The sequence below is a fragment of the Agrobacterium rosae genome (assembly GCF_002915175.1).
GTDB classification, from domain to species: domain Bacteria; phylum Pseudomonadota; class Alphaproteobacteria; order Rhizobiales; family Rhizobiaceae; genus Agrobacterium; species Agrobacterium rosae.
This window is the reverse complement of sequence record NZ_NXEJ01000008.1, coordinates 661674-682382: the sequence shown is the minus strand read 5'-3', so window position 1 is coordinate 682382 and position 20709 is coordinate 661674. Positions and strand designations below refer to the sequence as shown.

The 20709-nt window shown below is 56.6% G+C and carries 22 protein-coding genes; 8 read left to right on the top strand and 14 right to left on the bottom strand.

The annotated features are described in order from the left end of the window. Positions 1-94: 94 nt before the first annotated feature. From CPJ18_RS18865 to CPJ18_RS18855, 3 genes are all read left to right on the top strand, one after another. Positions 95-856, top strand: coding sequence for a class I SAM-dependent methyltransferase (locus CPJ18_RS18865; RefSeq protein WP_077102803.1), 762 nt, complete (start codon positions 95-97; stop codon positions 854-856). Positions 857-939: 83 nt separating this feature from the next. Next, positions 940-2046, top strand: coding sequence for a histidinol-phosphate transaminase (gene hisC / locus CPJ18_RS18860; protein WP_077102423.1), 1107 nt, complete (start codon positions 940-942; stop codon positions 2044-2046). Continuing rightward, entirely contained in the window at positions 2046-2975 is a 930-nt protein-coding gene (locus CPJ18_RS18855) for a prephenate/arogenate dehydrogenase family protein (RefSeq protein ID WP_077102421.1), read from the top strand. Before hisC ends, CPJ18_RS18855 begins: the two co-directional genes overlap by 1 nt. A 3-nt stretch (positions 2976-2978) precedes the next feature. On the opposite strand, the gene CPJ18_RS18850 is transcribed toward CPJ18_RS18855, so the two are convergent. Next, positions 2979-3980: a DUF2125 domain-containing protein gene (locus CPJ18_RS18850; protein WP_077102419.1), complete on the bottom strand. Its 1002-nt coding sequence runs from the start codon at positions 3978-3980 to the stop codon at positions 2979-2981. A 46-nt stretch (positions 3981-4026) separates the two neighbouring features. On the opposite strand from CPJ18_RS18850, the gene CPJ18_RS18845 reads away from it, so the two are divergent. Then, positions 4027-4563 (top strand): gamma-glutamylcyclotransferase, encoded by a 537-nt coding sequence (locus CPJ18_RS18845; protein ID WP_077102417.1) that lies wholly within the window; start codon positions 4027-4029, stop codon positions 4561-4563. Here CPJ18_RS18845 and CPJ18_RS18840 read toward each other — a convergent pair. The 4 genes from CPJ18_RS18840 to ftsE form a co-directional block, all read right to left on the bottom strand. Continuing rightward, positions 4542-5333, bottom strand: a complete 792-nt coding sequence (locus CPJ18_RS18840) for a lysophospholipid acyltransferase family protein (RefSeq protein WP_077118465.1) — start codon at positions 5331-5333, stop codon at positions 4542-4544. The two genes, CPJ18_RS18845 and CPJ18_RS18840, sit on opposite strands and share 22 nt — an antisense overlap. A 128-nt stretch (positions 5334-5461) precedes the next feature. Then, positions 5462-6163, bottom strand: coding sequence for a YdcF family protein (locus CPJ18_RS18835; RefSeq protein ID WP_077102413.1), 702 nt, complete (start codon positions 6161-6163; stop codon positions 5462-5464). 50 nt (positions 6164-6213) lie between these two features. Next, entirely contained in the window at positions 6214-7218 is a 1005-nt protein-coding gene (locus CPJ18_RS18830) for a cell division protein FtsX (RefSeq protein ID WP_077102411.1), read from the bottom strand. Continuing rightward, positions 7211-7870: a cell division ATP-binding protein FtsE gene (gene ftsE, locus CPJ18_RS18825; protein WP_077102409.1), complete on the bottom strand. Its 660-nt coding sequence runs from the start codon at positions 7868-7870 to the stop codon at positions 7211-7213. Before ftsE ends, CPJ18_RS18830 begins: the two co-directional genes overlap by 8 nt. 197 nt (positions 7871-8067) lie before the next feature. Between ftsE and CPJ18_RS18820 the strand changes: the two genes are divergently transcribed. The 3 genes from CPJ18_RS18820 (at position 8068) to CPJ18_RS18810 (ending at position 9881) form a co-directional block, all read left to right on the top strand. Beyond that, on the top strand, positions 8068-8736 hold the full coding sequence (locus tag CPJ18_RS18820; protein WP_077102407.1) for a DUF3426 domain-containing protein: 669 nt from the start codon (positions 8068-8070) through the stop codon (positions 8734-8736). Positions 8737-8819: 83 nt separating this feature from the next. After that, positions 8820-9365 (top strand): hypoxanthine phosphoribosyltransferase, encoded by a 546-nt coding sequence (hpt, locus tag CPJ18_RS18815; protein ID WP_077102405.1) that lies wholly within the window; start codon positions 8820-8822, stop codon positions 9363-9365. A gap of 147 nt (positions 9366-9512) precedes the next feature. Next, positions 9513-9881 carry a response regulator gene (locus tag CPJ18_RS18810; RefSeq protein WP_045232360.1) on the top strand — a complete coding sequence of 123 codons (369 nt, stop codon included), beginning with the start codon at positions 9513-9515 and terminating at the stop codon, positions 9879-9881. A gap of 61 nt (positions 9882-9942) precedes the next feature. Here the strand turns inward: CPJ18_RS18810 and CPJ18_RS18805 are convergent, their stop codons facing one another. From CPJ18_RS18805 to argH, 4 genes are all read right to left on the bottom strand, one after another. Beyond that, positions 9943-12603 (bottom strand): TIGR02302 family protein, encoded by a 2661-nt coding sequence (locus tag CPJ18_RS18805; protein ID WP_103659725.1) that lies wholly within the window; start codon positions 12601-12603, stop codon positions 9943-9945. 154 nt (positions 12604-12757) lie between these two features. Next, positions 12758-14026 carry a diaminopimelate decarboxylase gene (gene lysA / locus CPJ18_RS18800; protein ID WP_077102401.1) on the bottom strand — a complete coding sequence of 423 codons (1269 nt, stop codon included), beginning with the start codon at positions 14024-14026 and terminating at the stop codon, positions 12758-12760. 11 nt (positions 14027-14037) lie between these two features. Further along, positions 14038-14235, bottom strand: coding sequence for an LPS translocon maturation chaperone LptM (gene lptM, locus CPJ18_RS18795; protein ID WP_077102398.1), 198 nt, complete (start codon positions 14233-14235; stop codon positions 14038-14040). Between the two features lie 95 nt (positions 14236-14330). Next, complete coding sequence (gene argH, locus CPJ18_RS18790) at positions 14331-15731, bottom strand: argininosuccinate lyase (RefSeq protein ID WP_077102396.1); 1401 nt, start codon at positions 15729-15731, stop codon at positions 14331-14333. Positions 15732-15755: 24 nt separating this feature from the next. Between argH and tlpA the strand changes: the two genes are divergently transcribed. Further along, positions 15756-16424 (top strand): thiol:disulfide interchange protein TlpA, encoded by a 669-nt coding sequence (gene tlpA / locus CPJ18_RS18785; RefSeq protein WP_077102394.1) that lies wholly within the window; start codon positions 15756-15758, stop codon positions 16422-16424. 11 nt (positions 16425-16435) lie between these two features. On the opposite strand, the gene CPJ18_RS18780 is transcribed toward tlpA, so the two are convergent. The 5 genes from CPJ18_RS18780 to CPJ18_RS18760 form a co-directional block, all read right to left on the bottom strand. Then, positions 16436-17317: a 3-hydroxybutyryl-CoA dehydrogenase gene (locus tag CPJ18_RS18780; protein WP_077102392.1), complete on the bottom strand. Its 882-nt coding sequence runs from the start codon at positions 17315-17317 to the stop codon at positions 16436-16438. A 115-nt stretch (positions 17318-17432) separates the two neighbouring features. Next, the gene (locus CPJ18_RS18775; RefSeq protein ID WP_077102390.1) at positions 17433-18362 is read right to left on the bottom strand and encodes an electron transfer flavoprotein subunit alpha/FixB family protein; all 930 of its coding nucleotides are present in this window, start codon (positions 18360-18362) and stop codon (positions 17433-17435) included. A 24-nt stretch (positions 18363-18386) separates the two neighbouring features. Continuing rightward, a complete protein-coding gene (locus CPJ18_RS18770) occupies positions 18387-19133 on the bottom strand; it encodes an electron transfer flavoprotein subunit beta/FixA family protein (protein WP_077102388.1) in 747 nt (248 codons plus the stop codon). A gap of 181 nt (positions 19134-19314) precedes the next feature. Further along, positions 19315-20091: a rhomboid family intramembrane serine protease gene (locus tag CPJ18_RS18765; RefSeq protein WP_077102386.1), complete on the bottom strand. Its 777-nt coding sequence runs from the start codon at positions 20089-20091 to the stop codon at positions 19315-19317. A 24-nt stretch (positions 20092-20115) separates the two neighbouring features. Beyond that, a complete protein-coding gene (locus CPJ18_RS18760) occupies positions 20116-20703 on the bottom strand; it encodes a cob(I)yrinic acid a,c-diamide adenosyltransferase (protein WP_077102384.1) in 588 nt (195 codons plus the stop codon). Positions 20704-20709 lie beyond the last annotated feature (6 nt).

Genomic DNA, 20709 nt, shown 5'->3' with positions numbered 1-20709 from the left:
TTCCTCTCCATCTTTTCAGGCTTTTGAACCCTGGGGCTTTTCAATGTAGGTTTCTCAGCTTTGAAGTCCACCCGAGGACTGCTACATCATGACAATGAACACCGATATTGTCGATCTGCGCGAATTCTACCATTCCCCGCTTGGCCGCTCCGCAGAGCAGGCCATCACCATGGCGCTGTCGACGCTTTGGCCAACTTTGCCGGACGAGCGGCTGGTGGGTTTGGGGTATGCAGTGCCATTTCTGGATCGATTTAGGCATGATGCGGAGCGTACCTTTGCCTTCATGCCGCCAGGGCAGGGTGCGATCAACTGGCCAGCCGGTGAGCTTTCTTCCACGGCTTTGGTGTTCGATGAGGAGTTGCCGCTGCCGGACTCGTCCATCGACCGAGTGCTGATGGTCCATTCTCTGGAGTTTGCCGAAAATCCGCGTGAGACGCTGAAAGAACTATGGCGGGTTCTGGCTCCCGGTGGGCGTTTGGTGATTGTGGTGCCCAACCGGCGCGGCGTCTGGGCGCGCGTGGAACATACGCCTTTCGGTTCCGGTCGCCCCTATTCGCGCAGCCAGTTGACCTCGCTCCTGCGCGAGACGAATTTTACCCCGAGCGCCACGGCCGAAGCCTTGTTCTTTCCACCAACGAAACTGCGCTCCATTCTGCGCTTGCGTCGTTACCTCGAAAGCCTGGGCCGCAAGCTGTGGCCGGTCTTCTCCGGCGTTATCGTGGTAGAAGCGCAAAAGCGGCTCTACCAGGGTCTGCCAGTCGCGCAAAGGGCGTCGCGCCGCGTCTTCGTGCCTGTGCTTGCACCTCAAGGCGTGCCAACTACCAGAACCGTGCCAGAACAGCAAAAACCGCGCTGACACTCGACAAAAGGCCTGTTCCCGTCTAATGCCTGCGGCATTGTCTTGCCGGATTTTCCGGTGTTTTTCCGAAGGTCGATGAAATGAGTGCAGAGCTTAACCAACCTGTTCCGCGTCCGGGTATCCTGGATATCGCCGCTTACGTTCCCGGCAAGGAGCACGCCGAAGGCGTCGCCAAGGTCTATAAGCTCTCCTCAAACGAGACACCTCTGGGCGCGAGCCCGAAGGCTATCGAGGCTTTCAAGGCAGCCGCATTCAATCTGGAAATCTATCCGGATGGACAGGCAACTGCTTTGCGCCAGGCCATTGCTGACGTTCATGGTTTGAACACAACCAACATTCTGTGCGGAAACGGTTCTGATGAATTGTTGGGCCTTCTCTGCCACGTCTATCTCGGGGCGGGCGACGAAGCCATTATCACCGAGCATGGTTTTCTGGTCTACAAGATCCAGATCATGGGTGCGGGTGCGGCAGCCGTTACGGTGAAGGAAAAAGATTGCACTGTCGATGTCGATGCAATCCTTGCTGCGGTTACACCAAAAACCAAGATGGTCTTCATTGCCAATCCCGGCAATCCAACCGGCACTTACGTTCCCGTTTCTGAAGTACGCCGCCTTCAGGCCGGCCTGCCGAAGCATGTCATTCTGGTGCTGGATGCGGCCTATGCAGAATATGTCCGCAAGAACGACTATGAGGCAGGTCTGGAACTGGTTTCCGGTAACGTCAACGTGGTGATGACCCGTACCTTCTCCAAGGTTTATGGACTGGCGGCCCTTCGTGTCGGTTGGATGTATGCGCCAGCGGCCATCATCGACGCGCTGAACCGTGTGCGCGGCCCGTTCAATATGAATGCGCCTGCCATCGCAGCAGGTGCCGCTGCCATTCGCGATCAGGCCTTCATGCAGCAGTCAGTGGCGCACAACCTCGAATGGCTGGAAAAGCTTAACAGCGCCTTTGCCGACCTCGGCCTGACCGTGACGCCATCAGTCACCAATTTTGTCCTCATTCATTTTCCCGATGTGGATGGAAAGCGTGCAGCGGACGCGGATGAATTCTTGACGCGGCGCGGTTATGTGCTGCGCGCCGTTCGAGGTTATGGTTTTGCCAATGCCCTGCGCATGACGGTTGGATCGGAAGAAGCGAACCTTGGCGTGATCTCCGCGCTTAAAGAATTCATGGGCAGAGCATAATGAGCGACATTCTGTTCGACCGTATTACGCTGATCGGTATTGGTCTGATCGGCTCTTCCATTGCACGTGATATCAAGGGACTGGGCCTTGCACGTGAAGTGGTGATTTCCACGCGTAGCGCAGAAACGCTGCAGCGGGCGCAAGAACTGGAGCTGGGCACGGCCTATACGGTGTCGGCTGCAGATGCGGTGAAGGATGCCGATCTGGTGATTGTTTCGGTGCCGGTTGGCGCATCCGGAAGCGTGGCAGAACAGATCGCTCCGCACCTGAAGGCCGGTTCCATCGTCACCGATGTGGGCTCCACCAAAGCGTCCGTGATCGCGCAGATGGCACCGCATATGCCTGACAATGTCCATTTCATTCCCGGACATCCGCTTGCGGGTACAGAAAAATCCGGTCCCGATGCCGGCTTTGAAGGCCTGTTTCATGACCGTTGGTGCATTTTCACACCGCTGCCGGGAACGGATGCGGTGGCGCTTGGCAAGCTCAAGACATTTTGGGAAAAGCTCGGTTCGCGCGTCGATGAAATGGAGCCTGAGCATCATGACAAGGTTCTGGCTATCGTTTCCCATCTGCCGCACATCATCGCCTATAACATCGTTGGCACGGCGGATGATCTGGGAACGGTGACGGAATCGGAAGTCATCAAATATTCTGCCTCCGGTTTTCGCGATTTCACGCGTCTTGCGGCGTCAGATCCGACCATGTGGCGGGATATCTGCCTGCACAACAAGGACGCGATACTGGAAATGCTTGCTCGGTTTTCGGAGGATCTCGCCTATCTTCAGCGCGCGATCCGCTGGGGCGAGGGCGACAAGCTGTTTGAACTTTTCAGCCGCACCCGCACCATTCGTCGTTCCATCGTTCAGGCTGGTCAGGACGTCGATACGCCTGACTTCGGCCGTCACGCGCTGGATCAGAAGAAATAGCGATCAGATCGGCGGTATCTTTCCCAGGGGAATGAAACCGCTGACGGTTGCGCGACCGCGATCTACCACTAGGTCGACGGATGCCCTGTCACCACCGCCTGCCAAAGCACGCAGAAGCTTACGGGCGGTGTCGATTGTGGACTGCAGTTGCGGAAAGGTCTGTTTGGCGTTGTCTGCCCATTCGCCGAGCTTTTCGATCTCCAGCTTGAACTGGCCGGAGAGATAGCCCTGATCATCGAAGGAGAAGGGGCCCGTGATGCGCATGGTGCGGCCATCGCCGATATCCAGCATAACTCGGCGCAACTCGCCGCTTGCGCCGTAGAGCCCGGTACGGTCGCTGCCATCGATCATGCCAGCCTTGCCAGCGAGTGTTATGTCGCCGATGGCGTTGAGACGCGGCAGAAGCTGCGGCCATCCCTTGATGACGGTCGAAGCATCGGTCAGCGTGATCGCGCCATCGAGGTCCGGGCCGTTCTGGCGAAGATGCACTTCGGTCTTGGCGGCGTCGAAATCGATGGTCTGATCTGTCACTGACGACACGGCGGTCGCTTTCAACCCGTCGATCACGAGGGATGTGCGGTCTATTCCCTTGAGTTTGGTAGTGAGGCTGGATTGCAGATTGGCCCATTGTGCCGTCACGCCAAGCCCGTGTCCTGTTTGTATCGTGGCTGGCGAGTCCAGTTCCCAAACGATATGGCCCGGCGAATAAATCTGTGCTGCCGAGCGCAGTGCGCCGAAGGAGGCTGTCACGTCGTTGCGAGTGTCTTTAACATCCACTTTCGAGCAGAAAAGACCGATACGGAACGGATAGCCTCTGAAAGCGATATCGCGGCACTCGCCGCTGACGCTGGCGGCACCACCGGGTGCGAGTGTGCGGATAACGGTTTCCTGCAGCCGTTGGGCAGCGTAAAACCAACCAGCGGAGTAAATGGCAACGAAAACTATTATCCCAAAGCCCAGAAAAAGGAATTTTCTGCTGGTACGGGATGGGCTTGACGCTGCCATGATGATCTCCAATGGTGCACAGAGGTGATTTGGTTTGGCTTGCGATATGGACGATTTTTGGGTCTTTGGCTATGGTTCGTTAATGTGGAACCCGGGCTTTCCATTTGAGGAGCGTCAACAGGCGCGCTTGTATGGATACCGCCGTTCACTGTGCATTCGCTCGAACGTCTATCGGGGAACCGATGAAAACCCAGGGCTGGTGCTGGGACTGGAGCGTGGAGGCTCCTGCCAGGGGGTTGCGTTCCGTGTGTCGCACGCAGATCGTGGGCCCGTTATCGACTATCTTCGTGAGCGTGAACTTGTCAGCAATGTTTACAAGGAACGTGTCATTGCCGTGGGTCTTGCCGATGGTAGACGTGAAATGGCCATGACCTATGTGGCCGATCCTGAGCATTCACAATATGTCGGCGATTTGTCTCTCGACGAAGCGGCGCACATCGTGCGCCGGGCATCAGGTCGATCCGGGCCGAATGTCGATTATGTCGTCAATACGGTGCAGCATTTGCAGGACATGGGAATCCGTGATGCGCTGCTCGAGCGCGTTGCAGCAACAGTCGTTGCTCAGGTCGCAACCGTTCCCTGAAGTTCTGCCAGCCGTTTCACAGCTGTTGGCGGCAAAGGCAGATCGGGATTGTTGCGCGCGGTTTCGATCAACAATTCGTCGCTTGCCTTTTCCGTAACTTCTATCAGCTTCTTGAAGAAGACATCGGGGTCCAGACCCGGCTGTATGGCGGGCAAAATACGAACCTTGAAATGGCCTGGATAGCGCATCGTCGTGTGGCGTGGCCAGAATAAGCCTGGATGCATCGCAACCGGTACGACTGGAACCTTGAGATCGCGGTAAAGCCGGGCGATGCCGTAACGATATTCCGGCTCGGCACCGGGCGGACGGCGCGTCCCTTCCGGGTAGATGATAAGTTCGCGGCCCTTGGCCATTTCTTCCTTGGCGCGCTCCATAACCTTGAGCATCACTTTTCCACGCGCGGCTCTGTTGACCGGGATCATTCGCTGCTTGGCGACATACCAGCCGAAAAGCGGAATCCACATCAGTTCTCGCTTCAGGATGTAGACGGGGTCTTTGAGGTTCGGCAGAAGCGCGTAAGTATCCCAGAAAGACTGGTGCTTCGGTGCGAAGATGCAGCCGGTTTCGGGAATATTCTCCAGCCCTTCGATCTCGAAGGTCGTTCCGGCGATCTTTTCCATCAGCCAGTGATTGGAGCGAGCCCAGGCTTTCGGTATTTCGAACGCCAGCTTTCGTGGCACGATGAAATAAATCGGCGTCAGCACGAGCATGCGGACAATCAGGTTCAGATAAAACAACGTGTTGAAAAGGATCGAGCGCAGTCTGAGCATGAAAAAGCTTCTCCCGGCGCATCCCTGACCATGAAGGAAGCATCTTCGATGTTGTGCGCAGTGCCGAACGCCTACACGAAAACGGGGTGTTTCAGCAAGGCCCATCATAGGCCGAAGGCCGGGCATACTCAGATCGCAGTTGTACCGTTTCGAAGGCCATCGCCCTTGCCCAGTCCGGTCAGATCAAGAGCCGCGGCTGCAACGAATTTGATATATTCGGAGATCATCGTGCGAACGACATCCGGGTTCTTGAACCAATTGGTGCGGGCCAAATCCGAATTGATGACCGGATATGCTATGAAATTCGTATTCGGGCTGGTGTTGCGCAACTCATAGAGGCTGCGGTGCATGTGATAATTGTTGGTGACCACGACCACGGATGCATAGCCACGATCCGTGATCCACTTTGCCGCCTCGTTCGCGTTGCCGATGGTATCGACCGCCTGATATCCCATATCCACGCAGCATGCGAAGAGGTCGGGCGAGCTTTGCGTCATTTTTCGAATCTGCGTGCGGGTGGTGGACGGATTGACCCCCGAAATCAGCAGTCGCTTGCCCACCCCGTCGCGCAACAGGCCAACGGCCTGGTCGATCCGAAGATACCCGCCCGTCAGAACAATGATGGCATCGGCCTTGGTTGACGAGGGCGGTCGCATCGAGGCGACCGAGTCGGCAAACCAGAGAAACCCGCCGAAAACAGCGCCCATGACCACGACAAACATGAGGATGATGACGCGCACAAATCGGCGCAGGCGACCGCGCCGCGAAAGCCAGCTGCTTCGCGACGTTGGTGTTGGGTGGTCATCCGGGTCTGTGCGACTCATTACCATCAATTATCGATAAGCTCGGATTAAGGCAAGGAACGGGCAGTTTCATGCTCTCAAACACCCTCGCTCTTGGACGGGTCAGAGCGCACGCGATCTATGTCGTCAATGGTGCGGATAACGGTCAGTCTGGCGGTGATCGTAGTCAAAAGCGCGATGACCATCATGGTCGCGAAAATTCCCAAATAACCTTCAACACCGACGGCAAACGTGCCGAAAAGAGCGCTGGCCTGGTCGCTTTGCGGCGTCGCCAAGGACCGGGACTGCCAGAAGCCTGCGGCAAGAAAGACGCCAGCTGCGAGCGCGCTGCCAAAGCCCGAACCTTTGAGGCTGATTTTCAGAAAGTGTTTTTGAAACTCTCTCGCGACGAAGCTGCTTTCGGCACCGACGAAGTGCAGCACCTCAACGATATGGCGGTTGCCGGAAAGCGCGCCGCGTGTGGCAAATACTACCGTTAGAACCATCGCGCTGAACACCAAGACGAGGACGCCGATGCCGATCATGACAGTGGTATGGGCCATGGATACGAGGCGGTCCACCCAGGTGCGGTGGTCATCCAGAAAGGCTTGCGGAATCTCCGCCCTCAGCATGGTTCGCATCGCTTCGAAATCCGGCGGATTGCTCTCATCGATGGTGATGATGACGAGGCGAGGCACGGGAAGCTCCGACAAATCGAGACCGGAGCCGAGCCATGGCTCCAGCAGACGACTGGTTGCCGCCTCATCCATGATCGTGCCTTCGCGCGTACCAACGAAGCTTAATGCCAGATTTCGGGCCTTGTTCAGTGTCGCATTCATGTCGAGCCCCTCGTCCGGCTTGATCTGAATGGTGATTTCGCGCGAAATCTGGCTCTGCCACGTGGAGGCTGTTGCACGCACCATGCTGACAGCGCCCAACGTCAGGCAGGCAAGAAATGCCATGATCGCAATGACCACGATCAGCGCGTTGCCCTGGATATTGGATGGCGGCAGAATGGGTGCCATGGGGCGTATGCGCATCTGCGGCTGTTTGGGTGCCTGCTTCTGCTCTGGTTTCAACGGTTTGCGGTTCATCTCATTCATAGACGTCGAGCCGCCCTTCCGTCAGGATCATTCTGCGCGCATTGACCTGATCCATCAGCGCGAAATCGTGAGTGGCGATAACGACGGCGGTGCCGAGGCGGTTAAGCTCCAGAAACAGGTTGAGCAGACGTTTAGCCATAGGTGGATCGACATTGCCGGTTGGCTCATCGGCCAGCAGAATTTCCGGCTGGTCCATCAAAGCGCGAGCGATTGCCGCGCGCTGCTTTTCCCCGCCGGATAGGATGGGCGGCAGTACGTTCATTCGCTCGCCCAGCCCCACCCATTTCAAAAGCTCGATCACATCGTTGCGATAGGCACTTTCCTCTTTGCCCCGCACGCGCAGCGGCAGTGCCACGTTCTCATAGGTGGTGAGATGATCCAGAAGGCGAAAGTCCTGAAAAACGATACCGACGCGACGGCGCAGCAGTGGCAGTTCACTGCGAGGAATCCGCGCAACATCCCGGCTGAACATGCGGATATGCCCGCGTGTCGGCTGTAGCGACATCAATAGCAAGCGCAGCAGCGTCGTTTTGCCAGCACCTGACGGGCCGGTCAGAAACTGGAACGACCCTTTTGGAATATCGAAGGTCATGTCCCGCAAAATTTCCGGGCCCATGCCGTACCGCAACCCGACATTTTCAAAATGGATCAACGAACTTCCAGTCTTTTGCTTCCGTGGCGAGAGATTTGCATCGTTATGGTGCCTTTCACACGCTGCATGGCGCGTATGGGCGACTCAATGGACGATCTTTGCAAAGCATTAACCAATTAAATTTACGACTAGGCAGGATTTCATTCAATGCCCAGTTTTTATCGGGCCGAAGACCTGACCGAGGGAACTTCATGGGTATGTTCCGTTCATCTCGCCGGAATGCGACACTCGACTTGGACCTTTTGATGCCAGAAACGCCGCTACGTCAGACATGGCGAACGCGTCACGATCCAGACATCGTAGATGCCGAGTTTGTCACGATAAAGGAAACCTCCTTCCGTGACTATGGAAACGACAATCGACGAACCGATTATCAACAGGCGGCACCAAAAGCGGTATCGGCGTTCAGTGCGCTGCGATCTTTCATCAACTGGATCGACAAAAAACTGTCAGGCCTTTCGATCGATGGCTACTCCGCAATCGTTGCCGCGGCCGTCGTCAGCGTTTTCCTGTTGTCGGGCGGCTTCACCATGATGCCAATCGAAAAGGCAGCCGTGGTGGCTCCCATAGACCCTTTGGTCATTTCGCACCTCAGCTTCGTCCCACAGGATGCAGGTGGGATGGAGGTGCTGGTTATCAACGGCATCGTTGAAAACAAAAGTGACAGAGTGCAGAAGATACCGGCCATTCGCGCCGATTTATTCGCTGCCGATGGCGAGAAGGTCGCCAGCATGGTCATCGAGCCGCCCGTATCAGAGATTGATCGCGGGTCAAGCCAGGGGTTTTCCGCGAAGTTTCGCCATCCCGGTGGAAAAACACCCGAAATCAAGCTTTCTTTCGCCAAAACAGGTGTTTCCGAACGCTGACTGTGCTACCCGACGCCCTTCTTTCCGTTCCGATTGACCGCGTCATGTGATAGGTCACGCGGGATTAAAACGCAGGAGAAGACATGCCCGTCGTCCGTGGAAAAAATATCGAGCCGCTTTACACAGCCGAACAAATTGCTGAGCGCAATCGCGATTTGGCCAAGCGCATCGCCAGCGGACCGACGAATGACCTTCTGGTCATCGCTGTTCTCAAGGGCTCGTTCATTTTCGCGGCCGACCTGATCCGCGCCCTCCACGACAGCGGACTGGCACCTGAAGTCGAGTTCATTACGCTTTCCAGCTATGGAACCGGCATGGTTTCGCAGGGCGTGCGCATCGTGAAGGATATCGACAGCGACGTGAAAGACCGTGATGTGCTGTTGATCGACGACATTCTCGAATCCGGCCGCACACTTCTTTTCGCTAAAGAGCTTCTCTACGAGCGTGGCGCGCGTAACGTCTCTATTGCTGTGCTGCTGGACAAGAAGGTCAAGCGCAAGGAAAAACTCGAGGCTGACTATGTTGGCTTTGAGTGCCCTGATTACTTCGTGGTTGGATACGGCATGGACGTGGCCTATGCTTTCCGTGAACTGCCATTTGTTGGCGTGGTGACCGGCGACGCCGAGTAGGCGTACCGTCTCATTTTGCAACGCTTGGTGGCCGATACAAGCATGGATTGTTAACCATGCCACTGAGATGGTCGCTTTCATTTACCTCTTGCAAAGGGAAATGACCGAGTTTGAGCTCGCTGGAATGAATACCAGGAGCGATGGAAAATGGCAAAAATACTAATTACTGAAGACGAAGATGCATTGCGGACCTTTGTTGCGCGCGCGTTGCGTCTGGACGGACACGAGACCTATGAGGCTGCCGATGGCGAGCAAGGGTTCGAGAAACTCAGCGAAGGCAAGTTCGACCTTCTGCTTTCGGACATCCGCATGCCTGTGATGGATGGCATCGAGCTGGCGCACCGCGCGGCTTCACAATTTCCGAACCTGAAGATTCTCCTGATGACGGGTTATGCCGAGCAGCGCGAGCGTGCTGATGACCTGATGGAAAAAATCATCGACGTGATCCCGAAGCCTTTTGCGCTTCCCGACATCCGCAAAGCGGTTGCCCGCGCCTTGGCCGCTGTTCCGGCTTGAGACGTCTCAAATAGAATGACGTAAGGGCGGCTTGACCGCCCTTTTTGTTGGCTGGATGCGACTACTGAATGTCCAGAAGACGCTCCAGATAGCGGCGCTCGACTTCGCCGGGTGGATTGTTACCCAGCTTCTCGCGAATGGCTTCCAGAATTTCACGGGCGCGCTGGACATCGATTTCGTCGGGAACGCGAACCTGATTGTCACCGAAGTCCGGGCCATTGCTTTCACGGGGGCGACCGAGTGGATCACGCCCGTTCTGGCCGCCTTGACCCATCATGCCTTCTTGTCCTTGACCCGGTTGCTGACCCTGTTGACGCATAGCCTGCATGATCTGGCCCATCATATCCTGAGCGCCCTGGCGGAGCGCGTTCAGCGCATTACCTTGACCCTGAACGGCCTGTTCGCCTTGGCTATCGCCCAGCGCTTGACCGGCACCCTTCATTTCCTGCTCGGCTTTGCCAAAATTCTGGCCGGGTTCCATGCCGAGGTCACGCAGACCCTTTTGCAATTCGCCCAGTTGCTTGCCGAGTCCATCCTGCTGCTGGCGAAGGTTTTTCAACGCTTCACGAAGCTGCTCGGCGGTCATCTGGTCGGTCGGGTTCTGGCCCTGTTGTTGCTGACCCTGTTGGCCGGGTGGTTGCTCCCCGTTTTCACCCATTTGCGGATCGCCGCCTTCTTCGCCCTGGGGCTGGTCGCCGCGCTGCGTACGGTCGCGGAGGGCCTGATCCAGTTTGAAAGTTTCGTCCATCAGCTTCTGCTGCTGCTGCATGATCTCGCCTAGCTTGTCGATCTGCTGGCGCAACTGGCTGTTTTGCTGTTGCTGCTGACCCTGCTGTCCGCGCTGTGGACGACCGGCCTGAAGGTTGTTCATCATGCGCTGCATCTGAGAGAGCATTTCCTGGGCTGCATCACGGTTGCCGGAGCGGGCCAGGTTTTCGATCTGGTTCATCATGTTTTCCAGATCGCGCTGGCGCAGCACATTTTGCGCCTGCTGGTTCATGTTGGCCTGCGGCGCGTTCTTCATGCGCTCGGCAAGTTCACTCATGAACTCCTTCATCGCCTCGCGAAGCTCCTGCATCAGCTTGGCGATTTCTTCATCGCCTGCCTTGCGATCGATGGCTTCAGACAGCGCTTTCTGTGCATCGCGAAGCCGTTGTTCCGCCTGCGACAGATCGCCGTCTTCAATACCAAGCGCCACTTCCCACAAATAGTCCGAGGTGTTTTTCAACATCTCTTCGTTGTAGGCCAGCTTCATACGTGTCTGCGCAGATTGCAGCAGCAGATAATGGGTGGTGTTGGGAATGGTCTCGTCAGGGCGCATGCCAACCGCTTCATTGAAAGCGATGGCTTTCGGCATCTGCCGTGTGTCGAGCGAAAAAATCTGCCGCTGTTCGACAATCGAGGCGGCGAGTGGCTCAGAGAAATTTCGACCGGGCAGGATCATCTCTTGCGAAGGACTGCGGCCCGTTTGACCCATGCCATCGGTCGCGACCAGCGTGATGCGAACCTTTTTGCCTGCCATCGGATGTTCAGTCAAGTTGCGGCTGGTCACCCCCTTCATGTCGCGCGGGTTCTGGCGCGGCAAATCCAGTTTGAATTCTGGTGGTGGATAAAGAGGCGTTGCGCCAGCTGCGAGGCCGACTGGCTCGATCACGGCATGGGCTTCGCGAATTCCGTAGTCATCCTTGGCGGTGAAGCCGATTTCCAACGCGCCATTCACGGCACGGCGGGGCAGATTTTCGAACGCGATGGTCGGGGCCTTGTCCGGGATGACGTTGAACTGCCAATGCTGGCCATTGGCTTCTACCATCCCGCTTTCAGATACCTCCATGGTGAAGGTTCTAGGTGCGCGTGGTGCTTCCGTCGCTTGCGGCTCTGTTGTCGCAACAGTCTGCCCGTTGGGCTTGTCAGCGCTTTCCGGCGCGAGCGTCTTGATATCTCCGCCCACTTCGGGCTCGAAGGTGACGGTCTCGTCACCATCGCCGCCGGTCATGCGGATCGTCAATTTGGAGGCCTGGGGCAAGGAAACCGCGTCAGTTGCGGCTGCATTGTTGCCTGTCAGAAAAATCGGTGCGCGTCCGGTATAGGAAGGTGGTGTCACCCACGCATCCAGACGGATATCGGGATTGGCTGGTCCAGCCTCTGGTCGGTTGCGAAATGCATCGGCAATATCACCAGCACCATTCGAAAACGAGAAGCCGAAGGCGGCAACGAGAATGAGTGCTGGAACGGCGCGCAGTGCCACCTGGTCGTGGCGAGCGATGTCAGGCTGGGGAAGTCCTGCGTCCAGCGCTGCAATCCGCTGCGCCATGCGCAACTGGTGCTCTTTCCAAAGGGCGCGAGCGAATGGGGTCTCGAAGGCGGGTTCGTCCTCCTGCACGCCAACGGGCTGGTGGGGCAGGCCATTGCGCTCTTCCAACAGGCGCGAAGCCTCGTCCTTCGTCGGCCATTTCAGGCGCAAAATCGGTAGAAGCGAAGTGATGAAAGCAAAGATAAGGACGAAGACGACGGCCCAGCGCAAGATATCCGGCATCTGCCGGTAGAGGCCGAACCAGCCCAGCACGATAAACAGGGCGGCGATAGAAAGAGGCACAAGAGTTTTGGGTGCCAAACGTTCTGCAACGATGACAAGCTTTGCGATAAAGCGCTTGGACGTCACGCGCCGCGCAAGTTTAGGCCTGTTTTCGAAAGCGCCTTTTCCGCCTTGTTTCGATGTGGTCATCAATCCGTTCTCCCGGTTCTGGCCACCCGATTTCGCCATTCTGGAACGGCGAAACAAATCCGTGCAACGAGAGTGAAGATAACACTCTTTATGGCGAAGACGAGGGGAACTGAGCGCTAACCCCTGTTTTTCAGGCCTATTCGCTCAATTGTGATCACTCAAGCCAGGCCGGAACGGAGTCGAGAGCAATCAATTCCTCATAAGTCCCGCGAGGACGGACGACATGAAACTCGCTGCCCTTGACCAGAACTTCGGGCACTAGCAGGCGCGAATTGTAAGTTCCGGCCTGCACCGCGCCATAGGCACCGGCGGAACTGACGGCGATGAGGTCGCCAGGTTCGGGGGCCGCCATTTCGCGGTCGAGTGCCAGGTAATCGCCTGTTTCGCAGACGGGGCCGACGATATCGGCCTTGATGCGCGGGGCATCTGCCGCAGGCTGAACAACCGGACGAATGCCGTGATAGGCCTCATAGAGCGTCGGGCGGATGAGGTCGTTCATCGCGCCATCGACAATAACGAAGGTCTTTTCGCCGCCGTCCTTCACGTAGATGACCTCAGTCACGAGAATGCCAGCGTTGCCGACGAGCAAGCGGCCAGGCTCCGTGATAATCTTGCAATCCAGGCTCTTCAGCTCATTCTTGACGATATAAGCGTAGGCATCCGGCAAAGGTGGTGGGTTGTTGTCTTCGCGATATGGAATGCCAAGACCGCCGCCGATATCCACGTGGCTGATCGTGTGACCATCGCCGCGAAGCGCTTCAACAAGTGTCCGCAGCAGACGGAACGCCGATTCGAACGGCTGCAATTCCGTAATCTGGCTACCGATATGCATATCAATGCCGCTGACCTGAATGCCAGGCAGGGTCGCCGCATAGGTGTAGACCGCACGCGCGCGCTCATAGGGAATGCCGAACTTGTTTTCTTTCTTGCCCGTTGAAATCTTTGCGTGAGTTCCAGCGTCAACATCAGGATTGATGCGGAAGGAGACATGCGCCTTTTTGCCGGCCTTGACCGCCCGCAGGTTCAATACCTCCAGCTCCGGTTCGGATTCGATGTTGAAGCAGTAGATGCCGGCCTCAAGCGCGAAATCCATTTCGGCAACGGTTTTGCCAACGCCTGAGAACATGATGCGACTTGCCGGAACGCCAGCTGCCAGCGCACGCCGCAACTCGCCACCGGAGACCACATCAATACCAGCGCCCAGCTTTGCCAGGGTTTTCAGAACAGCCTGATTTGAATTTGCCTTCATGGCATAACAGACCATGGCGTCTACATCGGCAAAGGCTTCCGAGAAGACTTTGTAATGGCGCTCGAGCGTCGCCGTGGAATAGACGTAGAACGGCGTTCCAACGGCCTTGGCGATTTCAGGCACAGGAACATTTTCGGCGTGAAGCACGCCGTCGATATAGTGAAAATGGTTCACGTCGCTAAACCTTAAAGGAGTTTATCGAGAATAAATGGCCGTTCAGGCGTGGGCTGCACCTTGTTATGGGTGGAGCGGGTGTTGCGCTGCTCCTTGGGCGTGCTCGGTGGATCGATGTCGCCTTTGCGGCCACAGCCTGAAAGAGCAAGGCCGACAGCAAGCGTAATGCCGACTGGAACGATGAAAGTGCGCAAGGTTTTTGAAAGCATGGGCCTGTCCAAAGGAAATCTCTGCATTCCTGATAACGAAAAACAGGGCGCTTGTGCACCCTGTTTCTTTTGATGCTGACGTAACGGTAGATTGATCAGTTCTTTGTTCGCCACCAGGCGATCTGCTTCCGCACTTCTGACGGTGCCGTCCCGCCGAAGCTGGTGCGGCTGGCAACAGACGCTTCGACGGACAGGACGTCGAAAATGCCTGCGGTAATCGCTGGATTAATCGACTGCAACTCTTCCAGCGAAAGGTCAGCCAGATCGCAGCCTTTCTTTTCGGCCATGGCAACGGCATGGCCGGTCGCGTGGTGGGCATCGCGGAAGGGTAGACCTGCCTCGCGTACCAACCAATCGGCCAGATCGGTGGCCGTGGAATAACCGGACCCGGCGGCGGCGCGCATCTTGTCGACGCGGACTTCCAGGTCGCGGACCATGCCCGTCATGGCGGCGATGGCAAGTTCCAGGCTTTCGGCGGAATCGAACACCTGTTCCTTGTCTTCCTGCATGTCCTTGGAATAGGCGAGCGGCAGACCCTTCATGATGGTGAGAAGAGCAATCAGCGAACCGTTGATGCGGCCTGTCTTGGCACGCACCAGCTCTGCCGCATCCGGGTTTTTCTTCTGCGGCATGATGGAGGAACCGGTCGAGAACGCATCAGAAAGACGGATGAAGCCGAATTGCGGGGTCGACCAGATGACGATTTCTTCGGCCAGACGCGAAAGATGTGTGGCGCAGATGGATGCGATCGACAGGAATTCCAGCGCAAAATCGCGGTCGGAGACCGTATCGATGGAATTGCGGGTCGGCTCGCGGAAGCCCAGTGCCTTTGCGGTCATATGGCGGTCAATAGGGTAGCCGGTGCCCGCGAGGGCTGCGGCACCAATCGGGCTTTCATCCATATGTTCGATGGCGTGGCGAACGCGGGCGCGGTCACGACCGATCATTTCCACATAGGCCATGCAGTGGTGGCCGAAGGTGACAGGCTGCGCCGTCTGCAAATGGGTGAAGCCTGGCATGACGGTGTCGGCATGTTCTTCGGCACGGTCGAGAAATGCCATGATCAGACCCGTCAGCATGGCCTCGGTTTTCTGAAGTTCTTCCTTCACCCAAAGGCGGAAATCGAGCGCGACCTGGTCGTTACGCGAACGGGCCGTGTGGAGACGTCCAGCTGCCGGGCCGATGAGGTCGGCGAGACGTGCCTCGATATTCATGTGAATGTCTTCGAGCTTGCGCGAAAACACGAAGCTTCCCGCCTCGATCTCTGACAGGATCGTGTTCAGGCCGTGAATGATCTTTTCTTTATCTTCTTCAGAAATAATGGCTTTTGCAGCCAGCATGGTGGCATGCGCTATTGAGCCGCGGATATCCTGCGCATAAAGCTTCTTGTCGAAGCCGATGGAGGCATTTATCTCTTCCATGATGGCGGAGGGACCGGAAGCGAAACGTCCGCCCCACATCTGGTTGGAAGATTTCTGTTCGATGCCGTCAGCCATATTTCGCCTGCCCTGGAGTATTCAATGACCGATAAAAAGCCGCTCAGGCTTCCTTCCGCCAGACTTGTTGCAATTGCCGCCGTCGCCGGCATTGTCTGCGGCGCGGGTGTGGTGATGTTCAGGCTTATTGGGTCTGAAGGTCAGGTTCAAGGGGAAGTCGCAGCCCAGGCTGGTTTATGTGAGGGTGCGGCAAAGCGCATCGCTTCCCTGAAGCCGCTGTTGAAGGGGCAAGTCGCGGCCATGTCGGCAAGCGAGCGTCCGCGAGTTGTCCCGCTATCCTTCAAGGGACCGGATGGGGCGGCGATGACGCAAGATGACCTGAAAGGAAAAGCGGTTCTTCTCAATCTCTGGGCAACATGGTGCGTGCCATGTCGTGAAGAAATGCCTGCACTCAACGCTCTCGAAAAGGAAGCAGGAGCCAATAACTTTGAGGTCGTCACTGTCAACATCGATACCGGTGATGATGAGAAGCCGAAAACCTTCATGAGCGAATACGGCATCGATTCACTCAAGCTTTATCGCGACAGTTCCATGGGTGTGTTCAACGCATTGAAAAAGGAAGGCCTCGCATTCGGCCTACCCGCAACACTGCTGATTGATGATCGGGGCTGTCTGCTTGCCTCGATGAACGGGCCTGCCGCATGGGACAGCAATGATGCAAAGGCGCTGGTGGCCTTTGCGAAATCAAAATAGCACCGAATGATTTACCGTGTCGGAACGGGTGTTTCGCCACGGTAATCGTAAAAGCCACGACCGGATTTGCGGCCGAGCCAACCGGCTTCGACATATTTAACCAGAAGCGGGCAGGGTCGATATTTGCTGTCTGCCAGACCGTCATGCAGCACCTGCATGATCGACAAACAGGTATCGAGACCGATGAAATCCGCCAATTGCAGCGGTCCCATCGGGTGGTTCGCGCCCAACTTCATGGCTGTGTCGATGGCTTCGACGGAGCCGACGCCTTCGTAAAGCGTGTAGATCGCTTCGTTGATCATCGGTAACAGGATACGGTTGACGATAAAGGCGGGGAAATCTTCCGCAACCGTAATCGCTTTGTCCAGTGAGCGGACATATTGCTTGGCGCTTTCGAAGGTCTGCTCACCGGTGGCAATGCCGCGCACCAGTTCCACCAGTTTCATGGCGGGTACGGGGTTCATGAAGTGAATACCCATAAATTGCTCCGGACGGTCCGTAGCTGAAGCGAGGCGGGTGATCGACAGCGAAGACGTGTTGGTGGCCAAAAGCGCTTCGGGTTTTAGCACCGGGCAAACCTGGGCATAGATCTTGCGCTTGGTTTCTTCATGTTCGGTCGCGGCTTCGATCACCAAATCCATCGCCGCAAGGTCGTTGACGTCGGAGGAGCCGGCAATCAGGGAAAGCGCTTTTTTTCGGTCCTCATCCAGCATCTTGCCATTGCTGACCTGACGGGCAAGATTGCCGTTGATGGTGGCAAGGCCCGCTTCGATGCGATCCTTGGCCAGATCGTAGATGTGAACCTTGTAGCCCGCCAGCGCCGAAACATGCGCGATGCCACAGCCCATCTGTCCGGCTCCAATAATACCGATAGTCTTGATCGGAACGGCCATGATGTCTCTCCTGTGGAATTGGTCTGTGCGCCCTGCGGCTGCAATATGGTGTGCATCTTATCGGAAAACGAAAGGCGGCGCGTTGGAAAAACGCGCCGCCTTCAAATTGATATGATCAGAGCGCCTTTTCGAGCTCTGGCAATGCCTCGAAGAGGTCGGCCACCAGACCGTAATCGGCAACCTGGAAAATCGGTGCCTCTTCGTCCTTGTTGATGGCGACGATAACCTTGGAGTCCTTCATGCCTGCAAGATGCTGGATGGCACCGGAAATGCCAGCAGCGATGTAAAGCTGCGGGGCAACGACCTTGCCGGTCTGACCGACTTGCCAGTCATTCGGTGCATAACCTGCGTCAACCGCAGCACGGGACGCACCAACGGCAGCACCCAATTTGTCGGCCACTGGCAACAGGACTTCCCTGAATTTTTCGGCAGAGCCCAATGCGCGACCACCGGAAATGATGATCTTTGCCGACGTCAGTTCAGGACGGTCTGAAGAAGCAAGGGCGTCCGACACAAACGATGAAACACCAGGGTTTTCAGCCGCAGCTGTTGCTTCGACCGACGCAGACCCACCAGCCTGCGCTGGTGCAAAGGTTGCCGTACGAACGGTGATGACCTTCTTTGCATCTGTGGCCTGAACGGTCTGGATGGCGTTGCCGGCATAGATCGGACGCTTGAAGGTATCTGGGGAAATCACCTCGATGATTTCGGATACCTGAGCGACATCCAGAAGCGCTGCTACGCGCGGCAGAACGTTTTTGGCGGATGCCGTGGCAGGCGCGATGATCACGTCATAAGAAGAGCTCAGCGAAACGATCAGCGCTGCCAGCGGCTCTGCAAGCTGGTTGGCGTAGGATGCGTCGTCGGCCAGCAAGACCTTGGAGACGCCGGAAAGCTTGGCTGCCTCATCGGCAGCGGCCTTTGCGCCGGAACCTGCCACCAGAATGGTCACGTCGCCACCGATTTGCGTGGCCGCCGTCAGCGTCTTTGCCGTCTGGTCGGAAAGGGTTGCGTTGTCGTGTTCTGCCAGAAGAAGAATGGCCATGGTATAATCTCCCTTTCGCTTTCCTTAGATGACGCCGTCAGCTTTAAGCTTCGACACCAATTCCGCAACCGAGCCGACCTTGACGCCAGCTTTGCGACCCGCAGGCTCCTCGGTCTTCAAAACCTTGAGGCGCGAAACGATGTCGACGCCGAAATCGGCAGGCGTCTTTTTATCGAGCGGCTTTTTCTTGGCCTTCATGATGTTTGGAAGGGATGCATAGCGCGGCTCGTTCAGGCGGAGGTCGGTGGTAACGATCGCCGGAAGCTTGAGCTCCACGGTCTGCAAACCGCCATCGACTTCACGGGTCACGGCAACCTTGCCATCAAAAGGCTCGACCTTGGACGCAAACGTGCCCTGTCCCCAGCCCAGAAGCGCTGCCAGCATCTGGCCGGTCTGGTTGCTGTCGTCATCGATGGCCTGCTTACCGACGATAATGAGGCCTGGAGCTTCAGCATCTACAACGCCCTTCAAAAGCTTGGCGACAGCCAGAGGCTCGACGGCTTCATCGGTTTCGATCAGGATTGCGCGGTCGGCACCCATGGCAAGCGCGGTACGAAGCGTTTCTTCGGCCTTTGCGGGTCCGATGGAAACAACGACGACTTCTTCCGCCTTACCGGCTTCCTTGAGGCGAAGAGCCTCTTCGACTGAAATTTCATCGAACGGGTTCATCGACATCTTGACGTTGGCAAGCTCAACACCTGAACCATCCGCCTTCACGCGGATTTTGACGTTGTAGTCTACCACACGCTTTACCGGGACAAGAATCTTCATCGACAGCCTTCCTTCAACTCCTGACCATAAAGCGAAACGCTGAACGGTCCTCCTGATAATCAAGTTGCGACATGGATACGCATTTTTCCCGCAAATTCAACGGAGCAATGCTCATCATCTCATGCATGTTGCGGATATCTTACGTTAACGTGAACGTAAATATCAATCGTCGTAACAATCTTTACCGGATGCCATCGAAAGGCCGTTCCGTTTGCGACACCACGGCCGTTTGTGGGCCTTGATTCCTGTGAGCGACTGCGCGTGGCGTAACGATTGTGCGGTCAAACAGCGGCACACCCCGTCTGCGCAGGAACAGCACCAGAATAGCGCCCATCACGATTCCGCCGACATGTGCACCCCAGGAGACACGGTCCTGCATGCCGAAAAGGAACATGAAGAACTGCTGCCCGACCCACAGCGCCAGCGGAATGAAGGCGGGCAAGGGTACGGGAATGCGCATGAAAACCAGAACCCAGACCCGCACTTTTGGATGAAGCAGCAGATAGGCCACGACGATCCCGGAAACCGCGCCGGATGCACCGATGAGCGGGGCTTCGGATGCCGGTGCGACTAGCCCATGAAACAATGCACCTGCCACCGCGCACGCCAGATAAAAAATCAGGAAGCGTAGATGACCGAAGGCATCTTCAACATTGTCCCCAAAGACCCAAAGGAAAACCATGTTGGACGCGAGATGCCAGAAGCTCAGATGCATGAAGGCGTAGGTCAGAACCGTTGCATCATCGGGCACCATTTGCAGGCCGTGGTCGAGATGCGCGTAATCGAACACCACAGCGGGAATGAAACCGAGGCCGAAGGATGCGGCATTGGCGGCCTCGTCGCTGGCAAAAAAGTCAGCCACCAGCCAGACAAGAACGTTGATGCCAATCAACGACAGCGTGACATATTGCAGTTTGATGTATTTTAGCGAATTCGCATCATGCAGGGGAATGAACATACGGGGATGACCTTTGCCCTGTGCCTAGCGATTCTGACCGGGAACCCACAATATATCAGGTGCATCTGAGTCAGCCGCATCATTGGCAAAACGAGCCGCGACGAACAGAAAATCGGAGAGCCGGTTGATGTATTTCAAAGCTGCAGGACTGACGACTTCACCTTCGATCCGCGACAATTCCACCATCTGGCGCTCTGCACGTCTGGAAATGGTGCGGGCGAGGTGAAGATAGGCGGCAGCTGGCGTTCCGCCAGGCAATACGAAGGATTTCAGCGGCGACAAATCTCCGTTCAGCGCGTCGATTTCATTTTCGATCCGTAAGACCTGCGCCTCAACGATCCTCAGCGGCTCATAGGACAAAACTTCGCTGAGATCAGGCGTTGCCAAATCAGCTCCTAGATCGAAAAGATCGTTCTGAATACGAAACAGCATGGCGTCGAGGTCAACAAGACCGGTTGTATGGAGACGTGCGACGCCGATGGCCGAATTCGCCTCATCCACGGTTCCGAAGCTCTCGATGCGCAAATCATGCTTCACACGGCGCGGGCCGGAGACGAGTGCCGTCGTGCCGTCGTCGCCCGTGCGTGTGTAAATTTTGTTCAGCTTGACCATTTCCGT